This window comes from Ruthenibacterium lactatiformans (assembly GCF_000949455.1).
Lineage (GTDB): Bacteria > Bacillota > Clostridia > Oscillospirales > Ruminococcaceae > Ruthenibacterium > Ruthenibacterium lactatiformans.
Map to the genome: position 1 here is coordinate 1 of NZ_JXXK01000052.1, position 12577 is coordinate 12577.

Consider the following 12577-nt stretch of genomic DNA (forward strand, 5'->3'; position numbering starts at 1 on the left):
TTGCTCGGCGCTGCTGACGACGACCATGGGCATGATGGAAGAAGTTGTGAAAAAGGCCGAGGAAGCGGGCATCCGCGACAAGGTGAAGATCATGGTTGGCGGTGCGCCTGTCACCGAGGCTTTCTGTGAGCAGATCGGCGCGGACAAATACACCGCCGACGCCGCCAGCGCCGCCGACGCCGCCGTCGCTCTCTGCCGCGCCTCCGCATGAACGGGGAAGGCCGAAACTCAGAAAACAGAAAAGAGGCAGGCGAATGAAAAGAGACATGAAACGCTGGCTGGAAGAGCTGCGCGGCGCTCCTGTTAAAAAGGCGATGCCCGTGCTTTCTTTCCCGGCCATCCAGCTTATGGGAATCAGCGTGCGGGAGCTGATCTCCAGCAGCGACGCCCAGGCGCGCGGAATGCATCTCGTGGCCCAGCGCACAGACGCGGCCGCGAGCGTGAGCCTGATGGATCTTTCCGTGGAGGCCGAATGCTTCGGTTCCGCAATCCGCGTTTCGGACGAGGAAGTTCCCACCGTTGTGGGCAGCATCGTTTCCACCGAAGAAGAAGCACGCGCGCTGGCCGTCCCTCCCGTGGGCGCCGGGCGCACCGGGTTATACATCGAGGCCATTGAAAAAGCGGTCGGCCTGATCACCGACCGCCCCGTGTTCGCCGGCGTTATCGGGCCATTCTCACTGGCCGCACGTCTGCTGGACGTGACCGAGATCATGATCTATTGCTACGAAGAACCGGACATGGTCCACGTCCTGCTGGAAAAGGCCACACAGTTCATCACGGAATATTGCAAAGCCTACAAAGAAGCAGGCGCGAACGGCGTCGTCATCGCAGAGCCCGTGGCCGGGCTGCTCTCGCCCGCTCTTTCGGCAGAATTCTCCGGCCCTTATGTCAAGCAGATCGTGGATGCTGTTCAGGACGATTCGTTCCTCGTCATCTATCACAACTGCGGCAACAGCACCATCCAGATGATCGATTCCATTCTGGAAACCGGCTCCGCCGCTTATCATTTCGGCAACGCCATTGATATGGCCGAAATGATGACCCATATTCCGGCCGGCACGGTGGCTATGGGCAACGTGGACCCCGCCGGGGAGTTCCGGAACGGCACGCCGGAATCCATTCGTGCCGCCACGCTTGGCGTGATGGACGCATGCTGCAAGTATCCCAACTTTGTGATCTCCTCCGGCTGCGATATCCCGCCGCTCTCCCGCTGGGAAAACATCGACGCGTTTTTCGCCGCCGTGAATGAATTTTACGCCGGTACTGCCGCAGGCCGCGGCTGAACCGGGCCTTAAAACAAGGATGTGATGAAATGGATTACTCCGCACTGGCCGAGCAGGTGCGCGGGTTGGGCGCCTATAAGGCAGGCGTGGTCGATTTGCAGGATGTCCGCTTCGACCGCGCGTTCCGCGCAATGTGCGAAACGAACGCCTGCGGCAACTACGGAAAATGCTGGATGTGCCCGCCGGACGCCGGGGATATCGATGCGCTGATGAACGAAGCCCAAAGCTACCAAAAAGCGCTTGTATACCAAACGGTGGGGAAGCTGGAGGACAGCTATGATTTTGAGGGCATGATGGAGGCGGCGCGGCTGCACAACGAGCTTTCGCGGGCACTTGCCAAATGGTTCGCCACGCTGCCTTTCGCCAAAAAGCTGCATCTGGGTGCGGGCGGCTGCCACATGTGTGGGGTGTGCGCCAAACGCACGAATGAACCCTGCCGGCATCCGGAGCTTGCGATGCCCTCTCTGGAGACTTACGGCATCGACGTCTCAGAGCTTGCCGCCTCCAGCGGCATGAAGTACATCAACGGGCAGAACACCGTAACTTATTTCGGCGCGCTGCTGTTCTGCGAGGCATGAGCGCCGGCGGGCGGCAGTCAACTGTGGGAGGGAACGCTTTGGCAAAAGTGAGCGTCAACGGAACACACCTTGAAGCGCAGATGGGTGCGCTGCTGAGCAGCGTCATTCTGCCGCACCATGCACTGGAAATGCCCTGCGCCGGATACGGCCGCTGCGGCAAGTGCCGCGTCGTCGCCCACGGCGCGCTGAGCGCCCTTTCAGACGCAGAGCGGGAACACCTTTCCCCACAGGATATCTCCCGGGGCGTGCGTCTGGCCTGCTGTGCCCGTGTGGAGGGCGACTGCACGGTAACGCTGGAGGGTGCTGCCGCCAGCCAGATCCGTTTGGCCGGCGAGATGCCGGATTTTGTGCATGACCCAATCTTTTCCGTCTGCGGAGCCGCAGTGGATATCGGCACGACTACGCTGGCGTCCTGCCTGTACGGGCCGGACGGTACGCTGCTGGCCCAGGCCAGCGCGCCGAATCCGCAGGCGGGCTGGGGCGCCGACGTCATCTCCCGCATCGAGGCCGCACTGCACGGCAGCGGCGATGCGCTGGCCGCCTCCGTGCGCGCCGGTGTGCGGGCACTGGTGTTGGAAATGGCCGCTTCAGCGCATATCTCCGCTGAAGCAGTGGACGCGCTGGTCATCACAGGGAACACCGCGATGCTGTACCTGCTCACGCAGACAGACCCGGACTGTCTTTCCCATGCCCCGTTCGCCGCTTCCCGCCTGTTTGGAGAAACGCTTGCGGCTGGGGAGCTTGGCCTGCCCTGCCTCCATGCGCATGTATATCTGCCCCGCTGTATGTCCGCTTTTGTGGGTGCGGACATCACCACGGCGTTGCTGGCCAGCGGCATCTGCTCCAAGCCGGACACCCGCATGCTGGTGGATATTGGAACCAACGGCGAGATCGCTCTTTGGCATCGCGGGCAGCTTTCCTGCTGCTCCACGGCCGCCGGGCCCGCCTTTGAGGGGGCCGGACTTTCCATGGGGATGGCCGGAAAGACGGGCGCAGTGGATCACGTCCGCGTACAGGACGGCGCACTGCAGGCCCACGTCATTGGGGGCGGCGCGCCGAAAGGGATCTGCGGCAGCGGCGTCATCGACTCGCTTGCCTGCCTGCTGGAGCTGGAGCAGCTGGACGAGACCGGGCTTCTGGAGCAGGACCCTGCGCCCGTTGCGCCGCCTGTATGCCTGACGCAGAAAGACGTCCGCATGGTACAGCTTGCCAAAAGCGCCATCTGCGCCGGGCTTCGCACGCTGCTGCGCGTGGAAGGGCTTTGCGGGGCGGACGCCGCCGAGCTGGCCGTCGCGGGCGGCTTCGGCAGCTATCTGGATGTAAACAGCGCGGGCCGCATCGGCCTTCTGCCCGAAGAACTCGTTCCCCGTGTGCGCGTGCTGGGAAACGCGGCCTTGAGCGGCGCGGCCATGCTTTTGCTGAACAGGGGCTTTATCCCCCACAGCGAGGCCCTGGCTGCCGGAGCGAGGACGGTGGACCTTTCCACCAGCGCGGAATTCATGAACGCCTATACCGAAGGTATGTTTTTCTGACGCTCCCAAAGGGGCTTGCAAAAAACGTGCCTGTCCTGTACACTGTAGCATATACAATTGCATATTGCGCCGCGCATTTCCGGGGAAGCGGGTGAAACTCCCGCGCGGTCCCGCCACCGTATTGGGCTTTGCCCTCAGCCGGGGTACCGGGCACGGCGCTGTTCTCACGATTTACGATGGATGGATCGTGCGCGTCTGTTTTGTCAAAAAAGCCGCGCTCCCGGTCCGGGAGGCGCGGCTTTTTATTTTTGCTTTCAGGAGGAATTGAAACATGTCTGCACAAAAGAAAAAAACGCTGATCATCGTCTGCGCCGCGGTCGTTCTTGTGGCCGCAATGCTGGCGGTATGGTTTGCCTTTGGCCCGAAGGGTACCGCCGGGCAGAAGGCCGTCGGCGTAACCGTCGTATACGCCGACGCGACCACCGATGAATTCAGCTTCTCTACCGACGCGGAATTTCTGCGCCAGGCACTGGAGGAGCAGAAGCTTGTCGAAGGCGAAGAATCCCAATACGGTCTGTATGTAAAAACAGTCAACGGCGTGACGGCCGACGAGGCCAAAGAGGAGTGGTGGTGCTTCACGAAGGACGGCGAGGATGTGATGACCGGCGTTGACTCCACCCCGGTCGCGGACGGCGACCACTTTGAGATCACGCTGAAAACCGGCTACTGAGATGGGCAAGACGCGCAGCCTTGTTACCGCCGCGTTCCTCGCGGCGGTGCTGGTGGCTTCTAAATTCGCGCTGGACGGCCTGCCCAATATCGAGCTGGTGAGCCTGCTGGTCATCCTGTACACGCTGGAATATCCGCGGCTGGCCGTGCCCGCCGTTTATACCTATGTCTTTGTGTACGGCCTGCTCAACGGCTTTGGCATCTGGTGGTTCCCGCAGCTGTATATTTGGGCGGTGCTGATGCTGTTCGCCCGGCTGATGCGTCAAAACCGCTCTGTGCTGCTCTGGGCCCTGCTGAGCGGGCTGTTTGGCCTTTGCTACGGCGCGCTGTACGCTGTTTCCTACGCGGTGATGAACGGCGGCATTGCCGCGGGCGTTGCCTGGTGGGTAACAGGCATCCCATTCGACCTGCTGCACGGCGCGGGCAATTTTGTTGTGGCGCTGCTGCTTTATAAACCGCTGCGCTATTGCCTGCAGCGTACAAAGCAGCTTGGGCCGCAGGCATAAACTGTATTATATAAAAAGCAGACGGAGCTTTCAGCTCCGTCTGCTTTTTGTTCCTTCCGTCAGTCCTTCCGGGAGACCAGTATTTTTTCCCGGTATTCCCGCGGCAGCATCCCCGCCACACGTTTGAACACCTTTGTGAAATAACTCTGATCCTCATACCCCACAGCCAGGGAAATATCCGTCATGCGCAGCTCGCGGCGGCGCAAAAGTTCCTTCGCCTTGTTCACGCGCACGCGGTTGAGGTACTCGTTGAATGTCACGCCCGTCTCCTGCTTGAAAATGCGGCTCAGGTAAGCCGGAGAAAGATACACCATCCGGGCGGTGTCCTCCAGCGTGATGCGCTCTTTGTAATTGGCGCTGATGTACTGTGTACACCGGTGGATGATGTTGGCGTGCTTGGCGTCCGAAAAGCGGAACAGGTCGTCCATAAAGTGGTTCACCACGCCTGCAAGCCACAGGCAGAGCGAATCAATGGTGGTGAATGCGCCGATCCTGTAACGGTATTCATGACTCAGCCGCATCGTGTGCTCTGCGTCCGCGCCGTTCTCGATGGCTGTCCGGGAAATCAGCACCAGCAGCTCATACAGACGGGATTTCACAAGCTCCATATCCCCGCCGTCCACGAACAGGATCGCACCCAGCAGCTCGTTCAAAAGACGGCGCGCGCCGTCGCGGTCCTTCCGGGCCACGCACTGCAGCAACACATGCTCCTTTTCAAACGGATAGGGCGGCGGCGCTTCCTCTTGCTTAAGCTCCAGGATATAGGAAGTGATCTGCCCCTGCAGCTCCTCTGAATGGCCCGACTCCATCATTCTGTTTTCCGCCGAAACATTGTTCATAAACCCAACGGCCATGAACAAAAGCACCGAAAGCTGCGTCACCCGTTCTGTCGGCACAAAGGGAATATTCTCCAGCACCTGCACCGCGGCCTGTTTCTGTGCCTCTGTGAGGCGGACATTTTCCGTCAGCTCGCAGGCGATAAAATCCTGTTTTTCTACCATAATGAACGGGCCGACCGTGATTTTCGCCTCGGCGCCGCCTTCGCCCAGAATCGGAGAGACAAAGCATGTGAGCCCCATCGGACAAAAATAGATATACTTGCCGCCGAAGCGCTCGGCCTCCGTCATACCGTAGATATGCGCCTGCACGCACCGGTCGTGAGAGGCGCCTGCGGCGGCGCACATGCCGCAGCTCTCGCAGCCGTACCCGTATTCATCAAAAGCCCTGCCGGTTTTGTCGGACAGCGTGCAGCCCAGACCTGTGGATTGGGAAAAGGCCTTTGCACATTCCCGCGCCAGCCTGCGGTCGAATTGCTCGTATTCCATCTGCGTTCCCGCCTTTCCCCGTGCGCTGCTTTTCTCTCCTTTATCATACAATTTTTCGTTTGGAACATCAACAACATTAAAGCAAAAAAATCCCAAAGGCAGCATTTACCGGCTGCGCCGCATCCGCTTTATACGGTATGAGCCGCCGTTTTACCATTCACCGGCAACCTCTACTGCAATCTTGTGCCACTGCGCCAGCCGCTCGGGATGGTACTGCACCGTGCTGACATCTTTCAAAATCAGCTCGCAGGTACATCCGTTCTCCTTTGCCGCGCGGCAGGTCTCCTGCAATTCCCTGCGCACAAGCTCCGGGTCAAAGGAAGCAGCCGCCAGATAGGCCGGGTTCGGCTTGCGGGAGATGACATAGTCGCCGTGGATATGCTCTGCTCCCGCTCTGATATCCGCCCAGGGGCTCATGGAGATCTTGCGTACGTTTTTGATCTTGCGAATGTAATCGATCCGGTTGTGCAGCGGCTCACAGCAGCCGTAATAGACCAGGCCGAACTGCTCCAGCAGCGGCTTGACATATTCGACCTCATACTCTTCAAACATCTGGGGCGAGACAGACCCCAGCATCTGCGCCAAGCCAAATGTCCATACATCTCCCGGCCGAACGTTTTTTTCTTTGTCCTGCGGCAGCTCATCTGTATACGCGCCCGTACAATGTACCGTCGGCTCATATGCGTCGAACAGCTGCTTTTCCGTCAGCTGGTCGATCAGGCTCTGGCAAATGTCCGCCATGCGTCTGGCCGCCTTGTGCAGCAGCTCCGGCTCATCCGCAAAAAAGAAGAAAAAGTTATCTGTCCCGATCGCCTCCACAAGGTCGTCCCAGATACCGCAGTGGAACATGCGCACGCCTGTCAGGCGCACCGGCAGTATCCCCGACACCATTTCGCTGACCTTTTCCCAGCGCTTTTTGTCCTTCGCCTCGTCCACGCGGATGTCCGGGAATTTCAAATTTTCAAGGTCGCTTTCGCTGCTCAGCTGGCTGACATACGAGTGGCTCACCACATCATTTCTTTCGTCAGCGGCCAACGTCACTTCCCGGCGCACAACGCCGTGGTGGTACCCCTCGATGGTTTTGGGCAGTTCCAGATACGGCTCGAATACTTTGTCCGCGGGAAAATATTTTGCCTGGTACAGCTGTTTGCGCAAAGCATCCTCCACAATACGGGCGTCCGCATCCCTGCACCGGAGCTTCAAGTCCCCGTCCACATCCAGCTCATGCCAGGGCAGCTGGTCTATCATGATCAGAGGGCGGCATTCGCGCAGCCCGTTCAATGCCTTCCACAGAGCGCGCCGCTCTTCATTTACGGGCGCAAACGCGACCTCCCGGTATTCTTTTGCCAGTTGTGTAAGAATTTGTTGATCCGCATTCATGCTTTCCGCTCCTTTCGCCGTGCCCTTCGGCACGGGCTTCTTTCACAGGACATCCTTGCTTCCCCGTCTGTCTCTGCCTCAAAGCTCCAGCTTCATCAGTCGTGCAATTGCAAGAATATAGATGCGCAGCGCTTTGTACAGTTGCGCCATTTCCATGGCCTCGTCCGCACCGTGGGGGGCGCCCGCCCAAACAGGGCGGGGCTGGTCCGTCTCGCCGGGACCGTAGCTGATCGCATTTGCAAACCGGCGCGCATAGGTTCCGCCGCCCATCGCAAAAGGCGCGTCGCTGCGGTTCGCCAGCTCGTTGTAGGTATTTGTCAGCGTGCGGATCTCCGGAGAATTTGGGTCGATGCAGAACGGAGCGCGCATGGCGCCCGGCTCAAAGCTGCCGCCTGCGTTTTCCGCCAGCGCGCACAACGCCGCGCGCAGCCTTTCGCCGTCCATGGCGGCCGGGTAACGGATATCTACGCTTTGACGCAGGCGGCCCTGCTCAAGACGTACCATCCCGCCCACACATGTGAGAGGGCCGAATACATCGTCGCGGGCCGCTACGCCCAGCGCACTGCCGTCTGTATCCGCGTGCAGCGTGCGCAGCATCCGAAGTGCCCGTTTCTCCTGCGGCGTGCACAGACCGTTGTCCAGCAAATAACCCACCACCAGCCCGATGGCGTTGACAGACCCCTGCGGCCCGGCCACATGCCCGCCTTTTCCCCGCGCTTCAATTCGCACACAGCCGTTTTCGGCCCGTACTGTTATGTTTTCCGTATCCGGCAGGCGGGTCTTTTCTGTCCGCACCAGCGCATAGGCGCGGTCCGGCACCACGTTTTTTGCCTCGCCGCCAAAAAATTCCTTCAAGCAGCCGTTCAGCGGCGCGCTTACCAGCCAGCCGCTGTATCCCCCCTTTTCCGCATATCCCACCGGGAAACGCGCGTCGGGAGAAAAGCAAAATGCGGGCTGCGGATAATGGGCAAGGTAGTAGTCTACATCCTGCATGCCCGTTTCCTCATTTGTGCCGAACAAAACGCGCAGCGTATAGGGCAGTTTCACGCCTTGTTCCTTAAAAAATTTTGCGGCATACAGTGTGATGACGGCCGGCCCCTTATCGTCGGCTGTGCCGCGCCCCACCGCGAATCCGTCCCGCAGCGTCATGCAGAACGGGTCGCCTGTCCATCCGCTGCCCTCGGGTACCACGTCCAGATGTGTGATGAGCGCGATCTGTTTTTCGCTTTTGCCCGGCAAGTCGGCATACCCCGCGTAGCCCTCGCAGTTCCGCGTGAAAAGGCCCATACCCGAAGCAATTTCCAGAGCTGCCTCCAGCGCGCGCTTCGGCCCCATGCCGAAAGGCGCGCCCGGCGCTGGCTCTCCCTGTACGCTTTTAATGTCCACCAGCGTTTTCACATCCTGCAGGATGTCCTCATGGCTGCGCTTCACAAATGCGTCGATCTGCCGGAGCAGCCGTTTTTCATTTTCGTCCATACCGGTTCTCCTTTTTTGCGCGCTGCTCAGCGCACAGGCAGCTCCCGTGCAAACAGAGCGCACATGTCCTGCGCGTCCTCCATACAGGCGGCGTCATACCACACCACTGTTTTCTGGCTCTTCAGCAGGTCCATGTTCGACTCGATCTCGGCTCGTGTCAGACGCAGCACCGGGATCACCCGGGTCAGTTTTTCCCGGCTGCGCTTCCACACCTCCACCGCACGGTCGGTGTTCGGGTCCGAGGAAAGCTCCATCAGCCGGATATTCGGCAGCGATGCGACAGAGGCCAGGCATCGTTCGCTGAGGGCATGCATGTGGATAAACACCTCGTCGAATTTGCGGAAAATGCGCTCCGTGCGCGGCCGGCCGAACTCCTCGAACTGCTCCAGAGAGATCATTGTGGTCGTATCCTCGGACACATGCCCCAGGCCGCGGCCGGGCAGCCATTCGCCAAAGCCCGTCACCACGCCGCCGTATACGTCTCCTGCCGCCTCCATCTGTTTTTCATAGTTCCATACAAGCGCGTCCGCGCAGTAATCCAGCAGCGCCTTCAGGTCCTCCGGCTCTTCATAGAAATCGTAGAAAAAGTCGTTGCCGCGCAGCGTGTTTGCCATCTCCAGCGCGCCGGACGCGCCGCGCACCATGGGCAGAAAATAATCGCTGTACTTCTCGCGCAGATATGCAATACCGCCGTTCACCATCCGGAATACCGGGTTGTTTTCATCCATTGCCAGCTTTTCCAGTTCTCCGGGCGCATCCAGCATCGCGTAATGCCAGCTCGTATCGCTCTCGTAGTCCACCCGGCCGCCCAGAAAGGCCGTGTGTTCGGCAATGCCGTACCACGGCCCTTCCGCGGGCACCGTATCATCCGCAAGCTCCGCCCGCTGTGCCAGACGTTCGATGGTACACTGGGCGCGGGCGTCCAGATATTTGTACACATCGTCCGGAAATGTGTAGTCCGTAAGCGACAGCGCAGGCGAGGGCAGCGTGGCGATGTTTTTCACTTTCAGCAGCGCGCAGCCCACGGCCTTCGTATCATAAAAAGCACGCGTTTTCGCAATGCAGTTTTCAACCTTTGCCTTATCCATTTTCATTGTCGTTCCCTCCGTTTCGGCCGCTCAGCCCGCGGACTGAGCGATTTTCCAGCAGAATTCATGCCGGCCGCCGCCCAGCACGGCGCCGTTTTCCGGCGCCTGCACACCGGCGGGCAGCCGCAGACGTGCGGTCGTTCCAAACGGCACCCCGGCGGTAAACGTCACCGTGTCCCCGTCCTTTTTCCAACCTGCAAAAATAGTGCCGTGCGGGCTTTCCACACTGCACGAAAGCGTGTCGATGGCCAAATCCAGCGCGGGCGCCAGCAGGAAGCTGCGGTATGCGGGAATGTCCCCATCGGGGCGGATGCCCGCAAAATAGCGGTAAAACACCGCCGATACATCCGAAAACATGTAATGGTTGTGCGAGCCGCCCAGGTTCCAGCACTCCGCCAGCGTCGTGCAGCCGTGAGCCACCCAGTACAGATAGCCGGGGTAGTCCTCCCGCGTGAGCATCTTGTAGATCACGTCCGTGCGCCCGTATTCGCCCAGCATGTTCAGCACATATTTCGAGCCGAGAATGCCATAATCAATGTGCCAGCCGTTTTGCGCGATGCGCTCTGCCAGGCGCTCCATCAGCCGCGCCTCCTCCTGCGGCTTCAGCAGATGATGGAAAGCCACACAGCCGTCCGAGGTCTGGCATGCTCCCGCCACCTCGCCGGTATCCGCATCCACAAAATTGCGCAGCAGCGCCGCACGGATCTCCTCGCTCCTGGCAAGATACGGGTCGTCAAGGCCCAGCACACGGCTCATTTTGGAAAGCATCCTGGCGCTGCGGTAATAGCAGGCGGTATCCGTCAGGGCCACAGGCGCTTTGAACGTGCTCATGTTGACAGAGATTGCCGGGCCGTCGAAGGGTGCGCACCAGTCTCCGATGCCGTAGTTCACGATGCCGTCCACAGCCATGCTGGACATAAAATCAAAATGGCGGCAAATGAAAGGATAATACCGCGCCAGAATGGCTGCGTCTCCCGTCTGTTCGTACAGCGCCCAGGGCAGCGTCGTCAATACCATCGACCAGTCCGGCCCATTGCCCCAGTTATAGCCCCAGCCCGTTGACGGACATACGCAGGGAATGGAACCGTTGGGTCTCTGGCTTTGGCAAAGGTCGTCCAGCCATTTTTCCAGAAACAGGAATGCGTCATAATTCAGCAGGAGCTGATCGTGCACGGTACCCGCGTCTCCCGTCCAGGCATTCTTTTCCCGGTGGGGGCAGTCTGTGGGCACGCCCTGGCAGTTGGAGATGCTGGACCAATGGCATAGGCGCTGAATCGTCATCAGCGTATCGTCCGAACATTCAAAATGTCCGGTGCGCTCGAAAGACGTGTGCATCACAAGGCCCATGATGCACGGTCCCGGCAGCTCTTCCGGCAGCCCCTCGGCCTCCACATAGCGGAAGCCGTGATATACGAACTGCGGCGTCCATTCCTCCGGCCCGTCGCTCTTTTTGATATATTTGTCCGTCTGGAATTCCCCGGTGCGCACAAAGCCGCTGATGTGCTTCTGTTCCACATGCTGTCCGTCCCCGGTCAGGTCCTCGCAGTAGCGCAGCACAATCTCGCTGCCTGCGGGGCCATAGGCCGTCAGGCGCACCTTGCCTGCAAAATTCTGGCCCAGGTCGAAGATCCAGCGCCCCTCCTGCGTGCGGTATGCGTTCACGGGCGCAAGCTCCTGCATCACGCGTATAGGCTGCATCTCAGCCGCGCGCAGCACGCCGCCGGCGCCGCGCACCAACTCGGCGTCCTGCCAGCCGTCCGCGCCGTACGTGCTCTCGCTCCACCCCGGCAGCTCCAGCCGCGCGTCGTACCACTCGCCATTGCGGATGGAATTGAACGTGATGGGCCCGGGCGAGGTTTTCCAGCCTGTATCGCTGCAGATGCAGTCCTGTGTACCGTCGGCGTATGTGATATACAGCTCACACAGCAGCTTGGGCACCGCACGCCAGCTTGCCTGACGGATGTTCCACGCATCCTCGGTGAAACAGTTGTACCAGCCGTTGCCCAGCGCCACGCCCAGCGTAGCCGGGCCTGCCGCCGGCAGGTGCTCCGTTACATCATACACGCGGTAATACGACAGCGCGTCGTATTTGGTGAACGCAGGCTCCAGCAGATTTTCAGAAACCTTTTTCCCCTCTATGAACGCCTCGTGGTACCCCAGCCCGCAGATATACAGCCGCGCGCTGCGCACCTCGCCCCGCAGCGGGAACGTGCGGCGCAGATAGGGCGCGCCTGTGTCCGTTTTGTCCATTTTCAGAAACGGCGCCGTGATCCAGCGTGCGCGCCAGGCCTCGTTCAGCTTGCCCGTCTCGAAAAAGGCCGGACGGCTGACGGCCGCTTCTCCGGCACGGTTCCACGCCGTCACACACCAATAATACCGGGTGCGGGGCTGCAGCGGCGGGCCGGCATAGGCCACGCTCACATTCCCATCACCCGCGGTCTGGCCGGAATCCCACACGTCTCCCTGCCCCGCCTGTGCGCGCCGCGCGTCTGTGGACACTGTGATGCGGTACGCCGTCTGGGCATCGCCCCGCGTGTCCGAGCGCATTTTCCAGCCGAAGCGTGGCGTACGGTCCAGCCCCAGCGGATTTTCCTGATGATTGCAGGTGCACTGTACGATTTCAAAGCATCCCATAAAAAGCCATCCTTTTCTGTTGTGGGCGCGCGGCCCTTTTTATTTTCCGTACCGGCCCAGTTTGTGGGCAGTCTGATACATGGCGATCACGTTTTCCACGGGCGTG

General features: G+C 60.2%; 11 protein-coding genes and 1 riboswitch. Of the genes, 6 read left to right on the plus strand and 5 right to left on the minus strand.

Annotated features, from left to right (window positions below; translation table 11 throughout):
• The 6 genes from TQ39_RS21345 to TQ39_RS18725 form a co-directional block, all read left to right on the plus strand.
• Positions 1-211 (plus strand): cobalamin-dependent protein (locus tag TQ39_RS21345; RefSeq protein WP_338092848.1); only part of this gene is annotated, 211 nt, incomplete at its 5' end.
• Between the two features lie 43 nt (positions 212-254).
• Complete coding sequence (locus TQ39_RS18705; RefSeq protein WP_050006656.1) at positions 255-1283, plus strand: uroporphyrinogen decarboxylase family protein; 1029 nt, start codon at positions 255-257, stop codon at positions 1281-1283.
• 29 nt (positions 1284-1312) lie between these two features.
• Positions 1313-1861 (plus strand): DUF2284 domain-containing protein, encoded by a 549-nt coding sequence (locus TQ39_RS18710; RefSeq protein ID WP_050006657.1) that lies wholly within the window; start codon positions 1313-1315, stop codon positions 1859-1861.
• A gap of 47 nt (positions 1862-1908) precedes the next feature.
• Positions 1909-3393 (plus strand): ASKHA domain-containing protein, encoded by a 1485-nt coding sequence (locus TQ39_RS18715; RefSeq protein WP_242853545.1) that lies wholly within the window; start codon positions 1909-1911, stop codon positions 3391-3393.
• 53 nt (positions 3394-3446) lie between these two features.
• A riboswitch (adenosylcobalamin (AdoCbl) riboswitch) is annotated at positions 3447-3586 on the plus strand.
• A 78-nt stretch (positions 3587-3664) separates the two neighbouring features.
• Positions 3665-4063: a DUF4430 domain-containing protein gene (locus TQ39_RS18720; RefSeq protein ID WP_050006659.1), complete on the plus strand. Its 399-nt coding sequence runs from the start codon at positions 3665-3667 to the stop codon at positions 4061-4063.
• Between the two features lies 1 nt (position 4064).
• Positions 4065-4568 (plus strand): hypothetical protein, encoded by a 504-nt coding sequence (locus TQ39_RS18725; protein ID WP_050006660.1) that lies wholly within the window; start codon positions 4065-4067, stop codon positions 4566-4568.
• Positions 4569-4627: 59 nt separating this feature from the next.
• Here the strand turns inward: TQ39_RS18725 and TQ39_RS18730 are convergent, their stop codons facing one another.
• The 5 genes from TQ39_RS18730 to TQ39_RS18750 form a co-directional block, all read right to left on the minus strand.
• Positions 4628-5893, minus strand: a complete 1266-nt coding sequence (locus tag TQ39_RS18730; RefSeq protein ID WP_009325243.1) for a helix-turn-helix domain-containing protein — start codon at positions 5891-5893, stop codon at positions 4628-4630.
• Between the two features lie 150 nt (positions 5894-6043).
• Positions 6044-7273, minus strand: a complete 1230-nt coding sequence (locus TQ39_RS18735) for a uroporphyrinogen decarboxylase/cobalamine-independent methonine synthase family protein (RefSeq protein WP_050006662.1) — start codon at positions 7271-7273, stop codon at positions 6044-6046.
• A gap of 78 nt (positions 7274-7351) precedes the next feature.
• Positions 7352-8749, minus strand: a complete 1398-nt coding sequence (locus tag TQ39_RS18740; RefSeq protein ID WP_050006663.1) for a Sapep family Mn(2+)-dependent dipeptidase — start codon at positions 8747-8749, stop codon at positions 7352-7354.
• A gap of 26 nt (positions 8750-8775) precedes the next feature.
• Positions 8776-9843: a uroporphyrinogen decarboxylase/cobalamine-independent methonine synthase family protein gene (locus TQ39_RS18745; protein ID WP_009325248.1), complete on the minus strand. Its 1068-nt coding sequence runs from the start codon at positions 9841-9843 to the stop codon at positions 8776-8778.
• A 24-nt stretch (positions 9844-9867) separates the two neighbouring features.
• Positions 9868-12471, minus strand: a complete 2604-nt coding sequence (locus TQ39_RS18750; RefSeq protein WP_050006664.1) for an alpha-L-rhamnosidase — start codon at positions 12469-12471, stop codon at positions 9868-9870.
• Positions 12472-12577 lie beyond the last annotated feature (106 nt).

What these genes read in the sequence shown, in the direction of transcription:
- TQ39_RS18750 (WP_050006664.1), bottom strand. Translation starts at nt 12,471, where the DNA reads ATGGGATGCTTTGAAATCGTACAGTGCACCTGCAATCATCAGGAAAAT.
- TQ39_RS18705 (WP_050006656.1), top strand. Translation starts at nt 255, where the DNA reads ATGAAAAGAGACATGAAACGCTGGCTGGAAGAGCTGCGCGGCGCTCCT.
- TQ39_RS18730 (WP_009325243.1), bottom strand. Translation starts at nt 5,893, where the DNA reads ATGGAATACGAGCAATTCGACCGCAGGCTGGCGCGGGAATGTGCAAAG.
- TQ39_RS18720 (WP_050006659.1), top strand. Translation starts at nt 3,665, where the DNA reads ATGTCTGCACAAAAGAAAAAAACGCTGATCATCGTCTGCGCCGCGGTC.
- TQ39_RS18735 (WP_050006662.1), bottom strand. Translation starts at nt 7,273, where the DNA reads ATGAATGCGGATCAACAAATTCTTACACAACTGGCAAAAGAATACCGG.
- TQ39_RS18740 (WP_050006663.1), bottom strand. Translation starts at nt 8,749, where the DNA reads ATGGACGAAAATGAAAAACGGCTGCTCCGGCAGATCGACGCATTTGTG.
- TQ39_RS18745 (WP_009325248.1), bottom strand. Translation starts at nt 9,843, where the DNA reads ATGAAAATGGATAAGGCAAAGGTTGAAAACTGCATTGCGAAAACGCGT.
- TQ39_RS18710 (WP_050006657.1), top strand. Translation starts at nt 1,313, where the DNA reads ATGGATTACTCCGCACTGGCCGAGCAGGTGCGCGGGTTGGGCGCCTAT.
- TQ39_RS18725 (WP_050006660.1), top strand. Translation starts at nt 4,065, where the DNA reads ATGGGCAAGACGCGCAGCCTTGTTACCGCCGCGTTCCTCGCGGCGGTG.